This window comes from Curtobacterium sp. MCLR17_058 (genome assembly GCF_003234705.2).
GTDB classification, from domain to species: domain Bacteria; phylum Actinomycetota; class Actinomycetes; order Actinomycetales; family Microbacteriaceae; genus Curtobacterium; species Curtobacterium flaccumfaciens.
In genome coordinates, this window is the sequence record NZ_CP126262.1 from 1,111,628 (window position 1) to 1,130,416 (window position 18,789).

At 71.8% G+C, this 18,789-nt stretch carries 14 protein-coding genes; 7 read left to right on the forward strand and 7 right to left on the reverse strand.

All coding sequences use genetic code 11. The annotated features are described in order from the left end of the window. Window positions 1-3: 3 nt before the first annotated feature. From DEJ11_RS05325 to DEJ11_RS05340, 4 genes are read right to left on the reverse strand one after another with little or no spacing between them, the layout of a single operon-like run. Entirely contained in the window at window positions 4-1,779 is a 1,776-nt protein-coding gene (locus tag DEJ11_RS05325; protein WP_111102890.1) for an ABC transporter ATP-binding protein, read from the reverse strand. Further along, the gene (locus DEJ11_RS05330) at window positions 1,776-2,675 is read right to left on the reverse strand and encodes an ABC transporter permease (RefSeq protein ID WP_111102891.1); all 900 of its coding nucleotides are present in this window, start codon (window positions 2,673-2,675) and stop codon (window positions 1,776-1,778) included. The genes DEJ11_RS05325 and DEJ11_RS05330 overlap by 4 nt, the downstream gene beginning before the upstream one ends. After that, the gene (locus tag DEJ11_RS05335; protein ID WP_111102892.1) at window positions 2,672-3,667 is read right to left on the reverse strand and encodes an ABC transporter permease; all 996 of its coding nucleotides are present in this window, start codon (window positions 3,665-3,667) and stop codon (window positions 2,672-2,674) included. The genes DEJ11_RS05330 and DEJ11_RS05335 overlap by 4 nt, the downstream gene beginning before the upstream one ends. Before the next feature lie 5 nt (window positions 3,668-3,672). After that, window positions 3,673-5,292: an ABC transporter substrate-binding protein gene (locus DEJ11_RS05340; RefSeq protein WP_111102893.1), complete on the reverse strand. Its 1,620-nt coding sequence runs from the start codon at window positions 5,290-5,292 to the stop codon at window positions 3,673-3,675. Between the two features lie 32 nt (window positions 5,293-5,324). Between DEJ11_RS05340 and DEJ11_RS05345 the strand changes: the two genes are divergently transcribed. After that, complete coding sequence (locus DEJ11_RS05345; protein ID WP_027464707.1) at window positions 5,325-5,924, forward strand: acyl-CoA-like ligand-binding transcription factor; 600 nt, start codon at window positions 5,325-5,327, stop codon at window positions 5,922-5,924. 140 nt (window positions 5,925-6,064) lie between these two features. On the opposite strand, the gene DEJ11_RS05350 is transcribed toward DEJ11_RS05345, so the two are convergent. Continuing rightward, complete coding sequence (locus tag DEJ11_RS05350) at window positions 6,065-7,087, reverse strand: cation diffusion facilitator family transporter (protein WP_111030530.1); 1,023 nt, start codon at window positions 7,085-7,087, stop codon at window positions 6,065-6,067. Window positions 7,088-7,331: 244 nt separating this feature from the next. Between DEJ11_RS05350 and ileS the strand changes: the two genes are divergently transcribed. Genes ileS through DEJ11_RS05375 form a run of 5 tightly spaced genes read left to right on the forward strand, consistent with a single transcriptional unit; the run spans window position 7,332 to window position 13,885 of the window. Further along, entirely contained in the window at window positions 7,332-10,589 is a 3,258-nt protein-coding gene (ileS, locus tag DEJ11_RS05355; RefSeq protein ID WP_111102894.1) for an isoleucine--tRNA ligase, read from the forward strand. Continuing rightward, window positions 10,586-12,154, forward strand: a complete 1,569-nt coding sequence (locus DEJ11_RS05360) for a bifunctional folylpolyglutamate synthase/dihydrofolate synthase (protein WP_181440779.1) — start codon at window positions 10,586-10,588, stop codon at window positions 12,152-12,154. The genes ileS and DEJ11_RS05360 overlap by 4 nt, the downstream gene beginning before the upstream one ends. Continuing rightward, on the forward strand, window positions 12,151-12,567 hold the full coding sequence (locus tag DEJ11_RS05365; RefSeq protein WP_051596525.1) for a DUF4233 domain-containing protein: 417 nt from the start codon (window positions 12,151-12,153) through the stop codon (window positions 12,565-12,567). The genes DEJ11_RS05360 and DEJ11_RS05365 overlap by 4 nt, the downstream gene beginning before the upstream one ends. Window positions 12,568-12,602: 35 nt before the next feature. Further along, window positions 12,603-13,022 carry a nucleoside-diphosphate kinase gene (ndk, locus tag DEJ11_RS05370; RefSeq protein ID WP_017885984.1) on the forward strand — a complete coding sequence of 140 codons (420 nt, stop codon included), beginning with the start codon at window positions 12,603-12,605 and terminating at the stop codon, window positions 13,020-13,022. Window positions 13,023-13,036: 14 nt separating this feature from the next. Then, complete coding sequence (locus DEJ11_RS05375; RefSeq protein ID WP_111102895.1) at window positions 13,037-13,885, forward strand: DsbA family protein; 849 nt, start codon at window positions 13,037-13,039, stop codon at window positions 13,883-13,885. A gap of 70 nt (window positions 13,886-13,955) precedes the next feature. Here the strand turns inward: DEJ11_RS05375 and DEJ11_RS05380 are convergent, their stop codons facing one another. Both DEJ11_RS05380 and DEJ11_RS05385 read right to left on the reverse strand, forming a co-directional pair. Beyond that, entirely contained in the window at window positions 13,956-14,819 is an 864-nt protein-coding gene (locus DEJ11_RS05380) for a DsbA family protein (protein WP_111102897.1), read from the reverse strand. A gap of 31 nt (window positions 14,820-14,850) precedes the next feature. Continuing rightward, entirely contained in the window at window positions 14,851-15,453 is a 603-nt protein-coding gene (locus DEJ11_RS05385; RefSeq protein WP_164941242.1) for a vitamin K epoxide reductase family protein, read from the reverse strand. 347 nt (window positions 15,454-15,800) lie between these two features. On the opposite strand from DEJ11_RS05385, the gene DEJ11_RS05390 reads away from it, so the two are divergent. Beyond that, window positions 15,801-18,788 (forward strand): Rne/Rng family ribonuclease, encoded by a 2,988-nt coding sequence (locus DEJ11_RS05390; protein WP_111102898.1) that lies wholly within the window; start codon window positions 15,801-15,803, stop codon window positions 18,786-18,788. Window position 18,789 lies beyond the last annotated feature (1 nt).

Below are 18,789 nucleotides of genomic sequence, written 5' to 3' on the forward strand. Positions count from 1 at the left end.
CGCTCAGTCCGTGAGGTCGGCTGCGGTCCCCGCTGCGGGGCCGGCTGCCAGCCGCTCCGCTGCGTGCAGCAGCCGCGCGGTCACCGGGTGCGCCGGGCGCGCGAAGACCTCGGCGGCGGGGCCGTGCTCGACGACCGCGCCGCGGTGCACCACGAGGACGTCGTCGGCCATCCGCCGGACCGCCCGGAGGTCGTGCGACACGAACACCATCGCCACGCCGGTCTCGTCGCGGAGCCGTTCGAGGAGCCGCAGCACGGCGTCCTGCACCGTGGCGTCGAGGGCGGTCACCGGCTCGTCGAGCACGATCACCTCGGGGTCGGTCGCCAGCGCACGGGCGATCGCGAGCCGCTGTCGTTGCCCGCCGGACAGGGTGCGGGGGGAGCGGGACCGCAGCACGGGGTCGAGGTCGACCTGCCGCAGTGCCGCGTCGACCCGTTCGCCGAGCGCACCGCGCGCCCGCCGTTCGTCACCGCGTGAGAACGCGTCGGCGAGGACCCGCTCCACGTTCCACCGTTCGTCGAACGTCGCGCCGGGGTCCTGCACGACGGCCGCGAGCCGGTGCCGTCGGGGGCGTCGCTCGCGCTCGGGCAGCGGGACCCACGGTTCGTCGTCGAGCGTGACCGTGCCGGCGTCGGGTGTCTCGAGCCCGAGGAGCATCCGCGCCAGCGTCGTCTTGCCCGAGCCCGAGGCGCCGATCACCCCGAGCACTCGGCCGCGTTCGAGCCCGAACGACACGTCGTCCACTGCGAGCACCCCGCCGTACTTCCGCGAGAGCCCCTGCGCCGCGAGCACGTCCCTCGCACAGTGCGAGGTTGCCCGCTCGGTGCCGCGGCTGCCGATCGGCGCACGGTGCGGAGTCGTGCGGTCGGTGCGAGGTTGGCCGCTCGGTGCATCGTCCGACGGCTGCACGGAGCCATCGACCTCGCACCGATCGGCAAGATCGGCACCGTGCTCCGCCTCCGCCTCCGCCTCCGCCTCCGGCTCCGGCTCCGGCTCCGGCGCAGCCGCCGCAGCAGCGCCGGCCGCGCGCACCAGCGCCCGGGTCGCGGGGTGGTGCGGCGCCGCGAAGACCTCGGCGACCGGGCCCTGCTCGACGATCCGGCCCTCGTGCACGACGGCGACCCGGTCGGCCCACCCCGCGACGAGCCCCAGGTCGTGCGTGATGACGAGCAGTCCGGCACCCCGGGCCTGCGCGGCCCGCAGCTGTTCCATCACGGTGACGGCGACCCCGGCGTCGAGCGCCGTCGTCGGTTCGTCGGCGACCAGCAGCGCGGGGGACCCGACGGTCGCCGCGGCGATGAGGGCCCGCTGTCGCATCCCGCCCGACAGTGTCCCGGCGAGCCGGCCGTCGGTCCCGATGTCCGGGTCGAGGCCCACCGCGGCCAGGGCGTCGCGCACGGCGTCCGTGCGCTCGGCCGCACGCATCGCGGTGTGCAGGCGGAGGCTGTCGGCGACCTCGCGCCCGACGGGGCGCAGCGGGTCCAGCGCGCCCAGGGCCTCCTGGCCGACGTAGCCGACCCGCGATCCCCGCAGCCGACGCCACCGCCGGTCCGTGTACCCGCCGACGTCGACGCCGTCGACCGTGAACACGTCGGCGTGCACGGCGGCGCCGGGCGCGGACAGACCGAGCACGGCGCGGGCGGTGACGGTCTTGCCGGAGCCGGACGCCCCGACCAGGGCGACGCACTCGCCGGCGTCGACGCGCAGGTCGACACCGTGCACGATCGGGGTGCCGCCGATGGCGACGGTGAGCCCGCGGACGTCGAGGACGGCGCTCACCGCGCGGCCCCGGTCCGTCGGATCGCCCGGCCGAGCACGGTGACGGCGGTCGCGAGCACCACGATCGCGAGTCCGGGGAAGGTGCTCATCCACGGCGCGGTCTGCAGGTAGGTGCGACCGTCGGCGAGCATCGCGCCCCACTCCGGCGCGGGCGGGGGTGTGCCGACCCCGAGGTAGCTCAGCGCCGAGGCCCACACGACCGCCTGCCCGACCCCGAGCGTGGCGACGGCGACGACGGGCCACAGCGCCGTCGGCAGCACGTGCCGGACCACGGTGCGGACGGGGGAGCGGCCGAGCAGCACCGCCGTCTCGACCACCTGCGAACTCCGGGCGGCCCGGACCAGGCCGCGCACGATCCGGGCGTAGCCGGGAGCGGTCGCGAACCCGACCGCGAGCACCGCCGGCACCGGACCCGGACCGGTCACGGCGATGACGACCAGGGCGACGAGCAGCAGCGGCAGGGCGAAGGCGACCTCGGTGACGCGGCCGATGACGGCGTCGACCAGGCGTCCGAGCCGTCCGGCCCCGGCACCGAGCCCGGCGACGACGCCGAGCAGGACGCCCACGCCGCCGCCGATCAGGGTCGCGGCGACGCCGACGACGAGCGATGCCCGGGTCCCCGCGACCACCCGCGCCAGGACGTCGCGTCCGGACTCGTCGGTGCCGAACGGGTGCGCACCGCTCGGCGCGGCCAGGGCATCTGCGGGGTGCACCGCGAGCGGGTCCCCGCCGCCGAGCAGGGCGGGCCACACCGCCGCCACGACGGCGACCAGGACGACCACCCCCGCGGCGATGCCGCCGGCGCCGAGCGTCCCCCCACGGACGCGCTCGGTGCCGGCGGCGGTCTGGTCGCCGGGCGCTCCGGTCTGGAGGCCCGGGTCGGCGATCCCGCTCACCGCGCGTCCGCCGGACGGCCGGGCCCACGGCGTCGCGCAGCACCGGGGCGCAAGGCCGCGTTCCGTGCGGTGCTGCGCGGGTCGACGGCACGCTCGACCAGGTCGGCCACCGCGAGCACGACGACGTACGCGGCCGCCGACACCATCGCGATGCCGGCGACGAGCGGCATGTCCCGCTGGGTGACCGCGGTGACCAGGGCACGGCCGATGCCGGGCAGGGCGAACACGGACTCCACGACCACGGCCCCGGAGACGAGCGACCCGAAGGCCCACGCGGACAGCGCGATCCCGGGCAGGGCGGCGTGCCGGAGCAGGTGCCGTCCGAACAGGCCGAGGCGGGTCTCGCCCCGACCCCGGGCGGCGAGTGCGAAGGCCGAGCGCTGTGCGTCGACCACGCCGTCGCGCACGGTCTCGGCCAGGTACCCGGCGACCGGCACGGCCACGGTCAGCACCGGGAGCACCCAGCCGCGAGCGGTGCCGTCACTGACCGCCGGCACCCACCCCAGGGACGTGGCGAACACCACGATGAGCACGCTGCCGAGCCAGAAGTGCGGCATCACGCTCGCGGTGACGCTCAGGGCACTGGTGAGCCCGGCGGCGATCCGGCCGCGCTGCGTCGAGGCCCACGCGGCGACGATCGCCAGCACCCAGGCGACGACGAGGCCGGCGACAGCGAGCGTCAGCGTGACGGGCAGCTGCTGGGCGAGGAGCGTCGCGACCGGGGTGCGGAAGGCGTACGAGTCGCCGAGCTGCCCGGTTGCCAGGCGTCCGAGGAACACCGCGTACTGCACCAGGACCGGCTGGTCGAGGCCGTACTCGTGGCGGACCTGGGCGACGGCCTCGGCCGAGGCCTGCGAGCCCGGTCCGCCGAGGATCGCGAGCGCCGGGTCACCGGGGATGAGCCGGATCGCGACGAAGACGATCGTCGCGACGGCCCAGAGCACACCGATGCCCCCGGCGAGCCGCCGGACGGCCCACCAGAACCATCGCATCCGTGTCAGCGGTCGATCCAGGCGGTGCCGAACCACGGCGTCGAGACCGGGGTGGTCCGGATGCCGTGCACGGCTGAGCGCACCAGGAAGTGGTTCTGCTGGTCGTACAGGGGGAGCACCGTGTCGCTCGCCAGGATCGCCTTCTGCGCCTGCTCGTACAGGTCGGCGCGGTCGTCGGCGTCCGAGGTGCGGGCGGCCTGCTCGAGCAGCCGGTCGACGGCGGGGTCGTCGAGCTGGGCGAGGTTCGCGAAGTAGCCGGACGGTGCGGGTTCGATGCTCGCGCTGTCGTACAGGATGCGCAGGACGTCGGGACCGACCTTCGTGTACGGGGCGCTGACGACGTCGTACTCGTTCGCGGCGAGGGCGGCGTACCAGCTGGACAGGTCGAGTTCGTCGAGCACGACCTTGAACCCGACGGCCTTCTCGGACGCCTGGATCTGCTGGAACAGGCTGCGCTCGGCCGGCACCGACTGGTTCGTCGAGACGGGGAACGTCACGGTGAGCTGCTGGCCGTCCTTCTCGCGGATGCCGTCCGACCCGACCTTCCACCCGGCGTCGTCGAGGAGCTGCTTGGCCTTGGTGGGGGAGTAGTCGAACCGGCTCTTCTCCGAGTACGCGAGCGGCTCAGCGCTCGAGAGCACCGAGTACGAGCGCTTCGCGGTGCTGAGGAACAGCGACTGCAGGCCGGGGTCGATCTCGGCACCGGCGATGAAGGCCTGGCGCACCGCCTCGTCGCGGAACACCCCGTGCCCGGAGTTCAGCTCGAGCCGGTTCGAGGCGCCGGGGCGCGGGGCATCGAGGTCGCGGATGGCGCCCTTCGCCGACGCGGCCTTGAGCTGGTCGGGCTGGGCGTTGTCGATCACGTCGACCTGGCCGGACTGCAGCGCGGCGTAGCGCGAGGTCGAGTCCGGCAGGAACCGCCACGTGATGCCGGACAGGCGCGGCTTCGTCGCGCCCCAGTAGTCGGCGTTCTTCGTCAGGGTGACGCGGTCGCCGTGCTTCCAACCGGTGACCTCGAAGGGGCCGGTGCCGACGGGGGACTCGCAGTTCGTCGCCTGCTTCCGTTCGAGCGCCTTCGGGGACTCCATGCCCACCCAGGGCTGCGAGAAGGACTCGAGCAGCGCGCTGTCCGGTCGGCTCAGCGTCAGCGTGACGGTGTGCTCGTCGGTGGCGGTCGCCTTCGTGATGGACTGCAGCGCCAGGTAGCCGGTGCTCGAGGCGGTGGCCGGGTCCTGCACGTGCTCGATGTTCGCGACGACCGCGGCGGCGTCGAACGGGGTGCCGTCGGTGAAGGAGACGTCGTCACGCAGGGTGAACGTCAGGGTCTTCCCGTCGTCGCTCGTGCTCCACTTCGTCGCGAGCTCCGGCGTGGGCTTGCCGTCCTCGAGCCCGACGAGCTCCTCGATGTACTGCGTCGCCAGGAGTGCCTGCGGGTAGTTGCCGCCGACGTGCGGGTCGAGGCAGGTCGGTTCGGCGTCGCCGGAGGCGTAGGTGAGCGTGCCGCCCGCGACCGGGGTGCTGCTCCCGGTGCTCGTGCCCGGTCCGCTGCAGGCAGCCAGGACGAGCAGGACCGCCGAGGCGCCCGCGACGGCGGTGAGGGTTTTCTGTACTGAGTCCAAGATCATGGCTGAACGAGTCTAGCGGTTTACTGGGGCCCATGGACGAACCGATCCGCCGCGGTGGCCGACCCCGACGCTCGAGCGCCGAGGTGCTCGCGGACGCCGCCGCCGAGCTCTTCCTCGAGCAGGGGTACGGACGCACCACGGTCGACCAGATCGCCGCCCGCGCCGGGGTCAGCCGTGCGACGTTCTTCAACTACTTCCCGGCGAAGGCCGACGTGATGTGGCTCGAACTCGACGCCGCCGTCGCCGGGCTGCCCGGGTACCTCGCCGCCTCGACCGAGCCGAGCGTCGTGCGGGCCGTCGAACAGGCGCTGCTCGCAGCAGCCCGTGCCCACGACCCCGAGCGGGTGCCGTGGGCCGTCGCGCAGGCCGAGGTGATGGGCATCGGGCCCGAGCTGGTGGCGGGCGTCGCGGTCCGGGTGACGGCGCAGCACGAGGCCGTCGCCGCCTTCGTCGCGGGCCGCACGGGGGAGCAGCCGCGCTCACTCTGGCCGCAGACGGTGTCCGGCGCGATGCTCGGTGCCGCCGCCGCGGCGTTCGGGGTGTGGGTCACCGACGGGGTCGGCCGCCGTGCGCTCGTCGAGTACGTCGCGGCGGCGCTCACCCCGGTGGTCGCGGGCCTCGACGCCCGTTGACGCGCCGGCGTCTTCGCGCGACGCCGCCTCGACGGCGAGACGCCGCCTTATCCAGCGGCGTCTCGAGCACATGGCGGCGTCTTGCTGACACGCCGGCGTCCTGCGACACCAGCCCGACACCCACCCGCGCGCCCAGTCGCTCACTCCGTGCGCAGGGTCCCCGCGCCACCGGACGCCACGTCCGAAGCCGTCCCGTCCCGGACCACCTCGGGCACGTCGCCGTCGGTCGGCACCAGCGACTCGTCGCCCGGGTAGCTCAGGGTGAGGACGGCCTCCTCGATGTACGGGCTGTCCTCGAGCGACTGCTCGACGTCGCGCAACCGCACCGCCACGTGCTCCTCGGTCTCGTTGCCCGTCAGGTCGACGGCCGCGACGAGGTACACCCGCGACGGCCCCACGAACTCCAGGTGCAGGTAGGTGACCCGCTCGACCTGCGACCGGCCCAGCAGCTCGACGAGCACCGCGTTCTCGAGCTCCGGGGACGTGCTCTCGCCGAGCAGGAACCGGCGGTTGCGGTCGATCAGGACGATCGCCACGACCCCGAGCAGCACACCGATCGCGATGGAGCCGAGCGCGTCGAAGACCGCCAGCCCGGTGACCTGGTGCAGGAACACCCCGAGGAACGCCACGACCAGGCCGATCAGCGCCGCCGCGTCCTCGGCGAACACCGCACGGAGCGTCGGGTTCGACGACTGCAGCACGTGCCGCAGCACCGGGACCTTGCGCTTCGTCGCGGCACCGTGCGCCTGCCGGTACGCCTGCAGGAAGCTCGTGCCCTCGAGCAGGAACGCGACCCCGAGCACGACGTAGTTGAGCACGACGTCCTCGGCTGGCCCGGTGTCCCCGAACTCCGAGATGCCGTGGTAGATCGACACGATCGCACCGGCCGTGAACAGGCCGAACGCGGCGAACATCGACCAGATGTACGTCTCGCGTCCGTACCCGAGCGGGTGCGCGGTGTCCCGCTTCTTGCCGCCCCGTCGTTCCGCGACGAGCAGGAACACCTCGTTGCCGGTGTCCGCCCACGAGTGCGCCGCCTCGGCCACCATCGAGGCCGAACCCGAGACGAGCGAGGCGATCGTCTTCGCGATCGCGACGAGCAGGTTCGCCCCGAACGCGATCAGGACGGTGACGAGTGACTCGGGACGTTCTTCTGCGGGCATCACTCAAGCATGCTCCCGTCCGGTAAAGTCGTGTTCCAAGAGCGTCGATCCGGCCATCACCGGGGAGCTTCCGGAAGAACGCGGAGCGCACCAGCGGCTCCGTCAGTAGAACCGGGCGGGTTCGGGACCGTCACCACCCCCGACACAGAGTGGTCGCACAGCGCACGTTGGGCGGCAAACGAGGTGGTACCGCGGAACCTGTTTCCGTCCTCGTGGAGATCGAGCGAACCCACAAGGAGTCCCGGTGCCGTACCCGTTGAACGCCGATGCCGATGGCGTCGTCCCCTCGCCGAGCTTCCCCGCCGTCGAGCGGGGCATCCTCGCCTTCTGGAAGCGCGACGACACGTTCCAGGCGTCCATCGACGCGCGACAGGGCTGCCCGGAGTGGACCTTCTACGACGGCCCGCCCTTCGCCAACGGCCTGCCGCACTACGGGCACCTGCTGACCGGCTACGCCAAGGACGTCTTCCCGCGCTACCAGACCATGCGCGGCAAGCAGGTGCACCGCCGCTTCGGCTGGGACACCCACGGCCTGCCCGCCGAGCTCGAGGCGATGCGCCAGCTCGGCATCACCGAGAAGCACGAGATCGACGCCATGGGCATCGACGTCTTCAACGCCGCCGCCAAGAAGTCGGTGCTGCAGTACACCGACGAGTGGCAGGAGTACGTCACCCGTCAAGCGCGCTGGGTCGACTTCGAGGACGACTACAAGACCCTCGACGTCACCTTCATGGAGAGCGTGCTCTGGGCGTGGAAGCAGCTCTGGGACAAGGGCCTGGCGTACGAGGGCTTCCGGGTCCTGCCGTACTGCTGGAACGACCAGACACCGCTGTCCAACCACGAGCTGCGCATGGACGACGACGTCTACAAGATGCGCCAGGACCAGTCCGTCACCGTCTCGTTCCCGCTGCACGGCGACCGCGCTGCCGCGCTCGACCTGACCGGTGTGCGGGCGCTCGCCTGGACGACGACCCCCTGGACCCTCCCCACGAACGCCGCGCTCGCGGTCGGTCCGGAGATCGCGTACGCGGTCGTCCCGGCAGGGCCTGGAGGCGCGGCTGACGGTGCCGACGCCGGTTCCGTCTCCTACCTGCTCGCGTCCGACACCGTGGCCGCGCACGCGAAGGAGCTCGGCTACGCCTCGGGTGACGAGGCGCTCGCCGCCGTCGCGCGCACCCTGACGGGCGCCGAGCTCGACGGCGTCGAGTACGAGCGGCTGTTCGACTTCCTAGCCGACCAGGAAGGGTACGAGAACGCTTGGCGAGTACTGGTCGCCGAGTACGTCGAGACCGGTGAGGGCACCGGCATCGTGCACCAGGCCCCGGCCTACGGTGCCGACGACCAGGAGGTCTGCGCCGCCGCCGGCATCCCCGTCGTGCTGTCCCTCGACGAGGGCGGCGTCTTCACGTCGCAGTTCGGCGAGGTCGCCGGCATGCTCTGGTCGGACGCGAACAAGCCGCTGACCAAGGCGGTCCGCGACGCCGGGCGACTGCTCCGCCAGGCGTCCTACGAGCACAGCTACCCGCACTGCTGGCGGTGCCGGAAGCCCCTCATCTACAAGGCCGTCTCGTCGTGGTTCGTCCGCGTCACCGAGCTCCGCGACCGCATGGGCCAGCTCAACCAGGACATCAACTGGGTGCCGGACAACGTCAAAGACGGCCAGTTCGGGAAGTGGGTGGGCAACGCCATCGACTGGTCGGTCTCGCGCAACCGTTACTTCGGCACGCCGATCCCGGTGTGGCAGTCCGACGACCCCGAGTACCCGCGCACCGACGTGTACGGCTCGCTCGCCGACATCGAGCGCGACTTCGGTCGCCTGCCGGTGAACGCCGACGGTGAAGTCGACCTGCACCGGCCGTTCATCGACGACCTGACGCGGCCGAACCCCGACGACCCGACGGGCAACTCGACGATGCGCCGGATCACCGACGTGTTCGACGTGTGGTTCGACTCCGGCTCGATGCCGTACGCCCAGGTGCACTACCCGTTCGAGAACCGCGAGTGGTTCGAGTCGCACAGCCCGGCCGACTTCATCGTCGAGTACATCGGGCAGACGCGCGGCTGGTTCTACGTCATGCACGTGCTCTCCACCGCGCTGTTCGACCGGCCGGCGTTCCAGAACGTCATCAGCCACGGCATCGTCCTCGGCTCGGACGGCCAGAAGATGTCGAAGTCGCTCCGGAACTACCCGGACGTCTCCGAGGTCTTCGACCGTGACGGCGCCGACGCCATGCGCTGGTTCCTGATGTCCTCGTCGGTGATCCGCGGCGGCAACCTCGTCGTCACCGAGGAGGGCATCCGCCAGGGCGTCCGCGAGTTCATGCTGCCGCTGTGGTCGACGTACTACTTCTTCACCCTGTACGCGAACGCCTCGGGCCCCGACGGGTACCGGGCCCAGCGCCGGACCGACTCGACCGACGTGCTCGACCGGTACCTGCTCGCGAAGACCCGGGTCCTCGTCACCGACGTCCGGACACACCTCGACGCGCTCGACACCCCGCTCGCGGCCCAGGCCGTCCGCGACTTCGCCGACGTGCTCACGAACTGGTACGTCCGCCGCTCGCGCGACAAGTTCTGGACCGGGGCCGACGCGGACGCCGGTGTCGAGACCCGTGCGGCGTTCGACACGCTGTACACCGTGCTCGAGACCCTGACCCGGGTCGCCGCCCCGCTCGCGCCGCTCGTCACCGAGGAGATCTGGAAGGGCCTGACCGGCGGACGCAGCGTCCACCTGACGGACTTCCCGGACCCCGACGAGTTCCCCGCCGACGACGCCCTCGTCGACGCGATGGACCGCGTGCGCGACGTCGCCTCGAAGGGACTGGCGCTCCGCAAGGCCACCGGCAAGCGCGTCCGCCTGCCCCTGGCCACGCTGACCCTGGTGGTGCCGGACCCGGCCGCGGTCGAACCGTTCGCCGACATCCTGCGCGACGAGCTCAACGTCAAGCGCGTGGTGCTCGAGGCCCAGGCGGAAGAGTCGCTGGCGCAGTACGGCATCGAGCGGAAGCTCACCGTGAACGCCCGCGTCGCCGGCCCCCGCATCGGCAAGCAGGTGCAGCAGGTGATCCCGGCCGCCAAGAAGGGCGACTGGACCGCGACCGACTCCGGCGTGACCGTCGGCGGCGTCGACCTGATCGAGGGCGAGTACTCGCTCGACCTCACCGTGGCCGACTCTTCGGTGGCCGTGGCGTTCCTCGACGAGGGCGGCTTCGTCGTGCTCGACACCGTGACGACGCCCGAGCTCGAGGCCGAGGGGCTCGCCCGCGACGTCGTCCGCGCCGTCCAGCAGGCCCGCCGCGACGCCGACCTCGACGTCAGTGACCGCATCGCCCTGACCCTCCGGGTGGACGACACGGCCGACGGCGCGGTCCGCGCGCACCAGGAGCTCATCGCCGGGGAGACCCTGGCGACGAGCGTCGAAGTCGTGCCCCTCGGGGCGGACGACACCACCACCGACGTCGGTGACGGTGCGAAGGTATCCGTGGAGGTAGCACGCGCATGAGTGACCACGACCAGTACGACGACCACGAGGCGAACGAGGAGTTCGTCGGACACGACGAGCTCGACGGTCACGGTGTTGATGGGCGCGACGCGGACGGCATCCGGATCCCGGTCGGCCCCTCCGGCGACGCTCCGGCCGACGCCGTGCCCTACGGCGGCGACGACGACGAGGTCCGCCGCGTCGAGGCCGCCCTGTACGCCCGCATCGGCGAACAGGCCCCCGAGCGCCGGCTGACCGCCACGCGCCGCGCCGTCGAGCTGCTCGGCGACCCGCACCTGGCGTACCCGGTGATCCACGTGACGGGCACGAACGGCAAGACGTCGACCGCGCGCACCATCGAGAGCATCGTCCGGGCCCACGGTCTGCGGACCGGTCTGATGACGAGCCCGCACCTGGTGTCGATCCGGGAGCGCATCGTGGTCGACGGTCAGCCGATCGCGGCGGACCGGTTCGTCGAGAACTGGGACGACATCGCCCCGGTGCTCGAGATCACCGACCGCGAGCTCGCCGACAAGGGCGAACTCCCGCTGACCTTCTTCGAGGCGCTCACGGTCCTCGCCCTGGCGTGCTTCGCCGAGGCGCCGGTGGACGTCGCCGTGATCGAGGTCGGCATGGGCGGCGAGTGGGACTCCACCAACGTCGTGCAGAGCCAGGTGTCGGTGTTCACGCCGATCGCCATCGACCACGCGAAGCAGCTCGGTGCCACCGTGGCCGGGATCGCCCGCACCAAGTCGGGCATCGTCAAGCCGTCGTCCGCCGTGGTCTCGAGCCGGCAGGTCCCCGAGGCCCTCGCCGAACTCGAGCGTGCCGCCGAGCTCACCGAGTCCACCCTGGCCGTGGAGGGCACGGTGGGCCCCTTCGAGCCGGTACCTGACCGTCGCGAAGCGGCGGGCAGGCCGAGCTCGCAGGGATTCAGTGTCGTCGACGTCACCCCGGCCGTGGGCGGACAGCTCATCACCGTGCAGGGCATCGCCGGCCGCTACGACGACCTGTTCCTGCCGCTGTTCGGCCGGCACCAGGCCGAGAACGCCGCCGTGGCCATCGCGGCGGTCGAGTCGTTCCTCGGCCGCGGGGCCCAGGCCCTCGACGAGGACGTCCTGTCCGAGGGCATCGCCGGCACGACCAGCCCCGGTCGCCTGCAGCCCATCGCGACCGACCCGACCGTCGTCGTCGACGCCGCGCACAACCCGCACGGTGCGAAGGCCCTGGCCGAGGCCCTGCCGGTCGCGTTCCCGTCCGAGCACGTCGTCGGCGTCGTCGGGATCCTCGGCGACAAGGACGCCCGCGGGTTCGTCCGCGCGCTCAAGGACACCGTCGCCACGTTCGTCGTGACGCAGCCGCCGGGGGAGCGTGCGCTCGACGCGGACGAGTTCGCCCGGGTCGTCGTCGACGAGGTCGGCGAGGACCGCGTCGTCGTCGAGCCGTCCCTGGCGTCCGCACTGCAGGAAGCGCGCAGCCTGGCCGACGAGGCCGACGCCGAGGACGCCCTCGTGCTCGTCGCGGGCTCCATCGTGATGGTGGGCGCGGTCATGGACCTCGTGCACCGCGAAGGCGAGGCGAAGTGACGGACGCACCACGGGCCTCCCGGCCGGGCCGCGCACCGCGCACCCGGAAGCCGCGCCGCGAACGCGGGGCGCAGGAGAGCCTGCTCTCGATCACGCTCGTGCTCGAGGCGATCATGTTCTTCTTCCCCATGCTCGTCGTCTTCGGCAAGGGCACGCTGCCGCCCGCAGCGGCCTTCGGCGGGGGCATCGGCGCGATCATCGTCCTCGCAGCTGCCTCACGTCTGACGGGCAACCGGGCCGGTGTATGGTTCGGGTGGCTGCTGCAGGCGGCCATCCTCGCCACCGGGTTCATCGAACCGTTCATGTTCGCGGTCGCCGTGGTGTTCCTGGCGCTGTGGGTCTTCTGCTTCGTCAAGGGCGGTCAACTGGACCGTCAGAACGCCGCGCGCCGAGCGGCCATGGGCGAGGACTGACCACCACATTCGACCCCGAACACAGGGAGTACTGCGTGTCCGACTTCGAAGAGACCCTCGTCCTCGTCAAGCCCGACGGCGTCGCCCGCCAGCTGACCGGTGAGATCCTCCGCCGGATCGAGGCGAAGGGCTACGAGCTCGTCGACCTGAAGATGCTCACCGCGCCGCGTGACCTGCTCGACGCGCACTACGAGGAGCACCAGGGCAAGCCGTTCTTCGAGCCGCTCGTCGAGTTCATGCAGTCCGGTCCCGTCGTCGCCGTGCGCGTCGCCGGCAACGGTGCGATCGCGGGCTTCCGCTCGCTCGCCGGCACCACCGACCCGACCTCGGCCGCGCCTGGCACCATCCGTGGTGACCTCGGCCGCGACTGGGGCCTCAAGGTGCAGCAGAACCTGGTCCACGGTTCGGACAGCCCCGAGTCGGCCGCGCGCGAGCTCGCGCTCTGGTTCGCCTGAGCGACGGGGACGACGTGACGAACAACGACCGACCCACCAAGAACGAGCGGCGTCAGCACGCCCGAGAGGTCGCACGGCAGCGCGCCGACGCCGAGAAGCGCCGCAAGCGCCGCAACAAGTGGTTCCTGCAGGGCGGCATCGGTCTGGGCATCCTGGCGGTCGCCGCGATCATCGCGATCGTCGCGGTGAACGTGAACAACGCGCCCGTGGTGTCCGCAGCCGGGCCGAAGAACATGGCCACCGGCGCGATCCAGTTCACCGGCCAGGACGGCAAGGTCACCCCGGTGACCACGCCGGCCGTCTCCGCGACGGGCTCGGCCTCGCCGGTCCCGACGGCGAACAGCGACGGCGCCGTGACGGTCACCGAGTACGTGGACTGGGCCTGCCCGGTCTGCAAGCAGTTCGAGGCGGCCTACTCCGACCAGATCCTCGACAAGGTGAAGTCTGGCGACGCGACCCTGGCGATCCAGCCGGTGTCGATCCTCGACCGCAGCTACGCGGGCTCCCGCTACGCCAGCCGTGCCGCGAACGCCGCCATGTGCGTGGCGAACTACGCGCCGGACAAGTTCCTCGACGTGCAGACGCAGTTCTTCGAGAACCAGCCGGCGGAGGGCACCAAGGGCCTGACCAACTCCGAGATCGCGAAGCTCGTCAAGGCGGGCGGCGCGACCGGTTCGGACCTGTCCGAGTGCCTGTCGTCCGAGCAGTTCAAGGGCTGGGTGACGAAGTCGACGCAGGCCGTCACCACGAACAAGGCGCTCGCGGGCACGCAGGGCTTCGGCACGCCGACGATCGTCGTCGACGGCAAGCGCCTGGACGACCTGAGCACCGTCATCACCGCGATCGACGCCGCGGCGAAGTAGCACGCCCCGAACGACCGACGGCCCTCGCTCCCATCCGGGAGCGGGGGCCGTTCGCCGTGTGCGGAGAAGGCTAGGACGCCCTGCCGTGCTCCCGGACGAAGGCCGCGAACGCGTCGACGTCGGCGAGGGACGCTGCGCCGTCCGCGTTGTACTGCGCGCCGTCGACGATGATCGTCGGCGTGCTCGTGATCCCGTCGAGCGACGAGTTCGGCACCGGGTCGTTCATCGCCCGGTTCGTGGCGTCGGCGACCCACCCGGCGAAGTCCTGCCGGGTGATGCACGCTGTCACGGCCGGGTCAGTCGCCCCGGCCTCGTGCGCGAGGGACGCCAGCTCGTCGTTCGTGAGTCCGCGCGTGCTCTCCGACGGCTGGTGGTCGTAGAGCGAGCTGTTGAAGGCCAGGAACGCGTCCGGGTCGTGGTCCGCGACGCACGCGGCAGCCGCAGCGGAGCGGGTCGAGTACCGCGATCCGAGCGACACGCGGTCGAGCAGCCCGAGCGGATGCAGCTCGAGGGTGGCGGTTCCGTCCTCGACCCACTGTCGGATCCGGGGCATCTGGGCCGTCTCGAACTGGTTGCAGTACGGGCACATGTAGTCCGCGTAGATCGTGATCGCGGTCTTCGAGCCGTCCTGCGCGGTCGGCGTCGGGGTCCCGCCGTCGGGCACCGCTCGCGTCTCGACGGGCACGATCCTGCCGCGCACCCCGGTGAGCAGGACGCCGTCGCTCGCCGTGTTCCGTGGACCCGGCCCGGCGGGCTGCACGGAGTTCGCGAGCACCAGGACGACCACCGCGACCACCGCGAGGCCCGCGACGATGATCCCGCTGATGCCGAGTGTGCGGAGGCGCCGGCGTCGAGACTGCTCTGCCGCCCGTGCCGCTCGCGCACGTTCCCGTGCGGCGTCGCGGCGCGCCCTGCTGCTCTCGTGCTCGCTCATCGATCCCGAGCGTAGGGGCAGCGGGGACGGCTCAGAAGCTGGTGAGGACCGCGGGGAACTTGATGATGATCGTGACGATGATGACCAGGTAGTTCGCCAGCACGAACGCCCAGCTGAAGGGCAGGAGCGACCGCCCGACACGCTGTGCCCCGGCGCCGAAGCGACCCTGGGCGGCGTTCCAGATCGTGAACACCCAGAACATCGGGATCGTCATCGACCAGACGAGCATGCACCACGGGCACAGCGCCCCGATGACGAACACGGTCTGCGTGAACAGCCAGGTCACGAACACCCACGCCAGGAAGACTCCGGCGTTGAAGACGATCCAGAACCAGCGCGAACCGTTCCGGAACCCGGCGAGCAGCAGCACGGCGACCGCGATCGGGGCGACGAACCCCATGACGCCGAGCAGCGGGTTCGGGAACCCGAACAGGTGCCCCTGCCAGCTGGCCATCACGTCGGAGCAGTTGATGAACGGGTTCACGTCACAGCTCAGGACGGCCTTCGGGTTCTCGTACTTCGTGAACTCGTCGAGGACGAGCCGGAACGAGCCGAACAGGCCGACGATCCCGGTGACGAGCAGGAAGACCGCCATCGCGATCGGACGACGGGGGGCAGGTGCAGACGCGGTCACGCGGTCATCATCGCATGCGGGTTCCGGTGCTTTCCGGGTGCGGCATGCGATAATGCCTGGAGGTCGTGCGGCCAACCGCACACCGAAGAGAGCTTTCCGAGTGACGCCCCACCGGGCCGAACCCGGACGATCCGGTGCGGTGAGAGCGCACTGTGGTCGGGCAGCGTCACTCCGATGCCGAGCCGGAACGGGCCGGGTGCCCGGACCGGAACGGGCGCGGACGCAACGAGAAGTTGACGCGGACCGATCACGAGACAGCGAGCGCGGGGGCGTCGACGCCGCCCGCCACGACACAGAATTCCCGCCACCCGAAAGGGTGCGAGTGGGGCCGAGGAGTGCACCAGTCCATGGTGGAGCAGAACAACGACAACACGACCAACGACGAGAACGCGCCGAAGCGCCGGAGCCGCCTGTTCGGCGGTCGCCGCGCCCGGTCGTCCGGCCAGGAGGCCCGTGGGGGCGCCGAGCAGGCACCCCACGCCGACGAGACCCTCGCGCTGACGGGCGGCGCTGACGCCCGTCCCGCGGCCAGCGTCGCGTCGGCCGGTTCGCCGGAGTCTCCCGATTCGCCGGACTCGCCCGACTCCCCGGCATCGCCGGCGTCGCCCGTCGAGCCGACCGACACCGGGGCGGTCTCCGTCGCGGTCGAGGCCGTCGCCGACAGCGGTGCCGAGCCGCACGACGTGAGCACGCTGACCGGCGACCTGCCGGTCGTGACGGGCGACCGGTCGGCCAGCGCGACCGACGGGGCGGACGCGGACCGCGCCTCCCGTCCGACCGACGCCGCACCGACGGCCGAGGTGAGCGGCGACGCCGCACCCGCCGACGAGCCGTTCGTGCCGAAGGCCACGAGCACGCTCAGCCTGATCTTCCACGCGCCGGTGCTGCCGGAGCTGCCGCAGCGCGCGCCCCGGTTCGAGCGTGACCGTGACCGCGACCGCGACCGTGACCGCGACGAGGACGACCGCTACGACCGCGAGGACCGCTTCGACCGCGACCGCGACGACCGCGACGACCAGGGCGGCTCGCGCCGTCGCTCGCGTCGCCGTGGTTCGAGCGCCGACCGCGAGGCCCGCGAGCCGCGCGACCACCAGGAGCCGCGCCGCCGCGAGCCGGAGCTCATCACCGAGCCGCAGCGCATCAAGGGCTCGACCCGGCTCGAGGCGAAGAAGCAGCGCCGCCGTGACGGCCGCGACGCCGGACGCCGCCGTCAGGTGGTCAGCGAGGACGAGTTCCTCGCTCGCCGCGAGAGCGTCGACCGCCAGATGATCGTCCGCTCCAGCTCGTCGACGATCGAGATCGGCGTGCTCGAGGACGGCATCCTCGCCGAGCACTACATCACCAAGTCCGAGAACGTGTCGCTCATCGGCAACGTCTACCTCGGCAAGGTGCAGAACGTCCTGCCCTCGATGGAGGCGGCGTTCGTCGACATCGGTCGTGGCCGCAACGCCGTGCTCTACGCCGGTGAGGTCGACTGGAACTCCGTCGAGACCGGCAACCACGGTCGCCGCATCGAAGCAGCGCTCAAGCCGGGTGACAAGGTCCTCGTGCAGGTCACGAAGGACCCGGTCGGCCACAAGGGTGCCCGCCTCACCAGCCAGATCTCGCTGCCGGGTCGCTACCTGGTCTACGTGCCGAACGGCTCGATGAACGGGATCTCGCGCAAGCTGCCGGACACCGAGCGTGCCCGACTGAAGAAGATCCTGAAGGAGGTCCTGCCGGAGCACGCGGGCGTCATCGTGCGCACCGCTGCCGAGGGCGCGACCGAGGAGCAGCTCACCCGCGACGTGCAGCGCCTGACCAGCCAGTGGGAGGCCATCCAGAAGAAGGTCGCCGGTGGCCACGCCCCGGTGATGCTGCACTCCGAGCCCGACCTGCTCATCAAGATCGTGCGTGACGTCTTCAACGAGGACTTCACGAAGCTGATCATCGACGGCGAGGCCGCCGGCGGCACCATCGACGAGTACCTGTCGGCCGTCGCCCCGGACCTCAAGGACCGCGTCGTCCGGTACGAGGGCCCCGACTCCTTCGAGGAGTTCCGCCTCAACGAGCAGATCGACAAGGCGCTCGACCGCAAGGTCTGGCTGCCCTCCGGTGGTTCGCTCGTCATCGACCGCACCGAGGCCATGACGGTCGTCGACGTCAACACCGGCAAGTTCGTCGGTTCCGGGGGCAACCTCGAAGAGACGGTCACGAAGAACAACCTCGAAGCCGCCGAGGAGCTCGTGCGCCAGCTCCGCCTGCGCGACATCGGCGGCATCATCGTCGTCGACTTCATCGACATGGTGCTCGAGGAGAACCGCGACCTCGTGCTCCGCCGCCTGGTCGAGTGCCTGAGCCGCGACCGCACGAAGCACCAGGTCGCCGAGATCACCTCGCTCGGCCTCGTGCAGATGACCCGCAAGAAGATCGGTGTCGGCCTGCGCGAGTCCCTCGACGAGGTCAACGCGAAGATCAACGACAACAACGCCGACCCGGGCCCGAGCAAGGGCCGTCGCAAGGGCCGCGGCGGGAACGGCAACGAGAACGGCCGATCTGACAACGGCAACGGCAACGGCAACGGTGGCAAGGGGAACTCCGGTTCCTCGGGGCAGTCGAACGGTGCCTCCGGCCAGGCGCACCAGATCACCGACGACGTGAAGAACGCGCTGTCGCGGATCGCCGCCTCGACCCTCTCGCACGACGAACAGGAGGCCGCAGCCGCTGCCGTGACCGCGACCGCGACGGAGGCCACGGCACCATCGTCGGACGACGCGTCGACCGGCTCGGACAGCACGGGTGGCGAGCAGCCGACCGGTTCGAAGCGTCGTCGCCGTGGCCGTGGCGGCCGCGGGGCAGAGCAGCAGACCGGCGACCAGCAGGCCGCTGCCGACGCTCGGGCCACCGATGCACCGCAGGCACCCGCTGCCGAGCAGTCGGACGCGCCGCGGTCGTCGGTCACCGCTGAGCCCGCCGTGATCGTCGAGTCCGAGGCTCGCGCGCCGAAGGTCGCCGCTCCGGCCGTCACCGAGCCCGCAGCCGCACCGAAGGCGAAGGCCCCGGCCCGCCGTCGCGTGAGCTCGAGCGCCACCGTGACGCCGACCGACAACACCGTCGCGATCCTGGACATCCCGATCGCCGCGGCGCCCAAGCGCGAGCCCCGCGCGGTCGCCCCGGACGCCGAGTCCCTGCTCGACTCGGTGCTCCAGGCGCTCCCGGAGCCGAAGCAGCCCGGACAGGGGCGCTCGCGCTCCCGCCGGGTCTCGTCGCCGAGCATCAGCGCTCCCGCCACGCCGACGGAGGAGTCGACCGACGACGCCGACGGCTCCGACGGCGCAGTGATCCTGGGGAACTGAC

Excerpts from the sequence above, each read along its gene's own strand:
- DEJ11_RS05335 (WP_111102892.1), bottom strand. The coding sequence starts at position 3,667 with ATGCGATGGTTCTGGTGGGCCGTCCGGCGGCTCGCCGGGGGCATCGGT.
- DEJ11_RS05340 (WP_111102893.1), bottom strand. The coding sequence starts at position 5,292 with ATGATCTTGGACTCAGTACAGAAAACCCTCACCGCCGTCGCGGGCGCC.
- DEJ11_RS05345 (WP_027464707.1), top strand. The coding sequence starts at position 5,325 with ATGGACGAACCGATCCGCCGCGGTGGCCGACCCCGACGCTCGAGCGCC.
- DEJ11_RS05350 (WP_111030530.1), bottom strand. The coding sequence starts at position 7,087 with ATGCCCGCAGAAGAACGTCCCGAGTCACTCGTCACCGTCCTGATCGCG.
- DEJ11_RS05360 (WP_181440779.1), top strand. The coding sequence starts at position 10,586 with ATGAGTGACCACGACCAGTACGACGACCACGAGGCGAACGAGGAGTTC.
- DEJ11_RS05380 (WP_111102897.1), bottom strand. The coding sequence starts at position 14,819 with ATGAGCGAGCACGAGAGCAGCAGGGCGCGCCGCGACGCCGCACGGGAA.
- DEJ11_RS05390 (WP_111102898.1), top strand. The coding sequence starts at position 15,801 with ATGGTGGAGCAGAACAACGACAACACGACCAACGACGAGAACGCGCCG.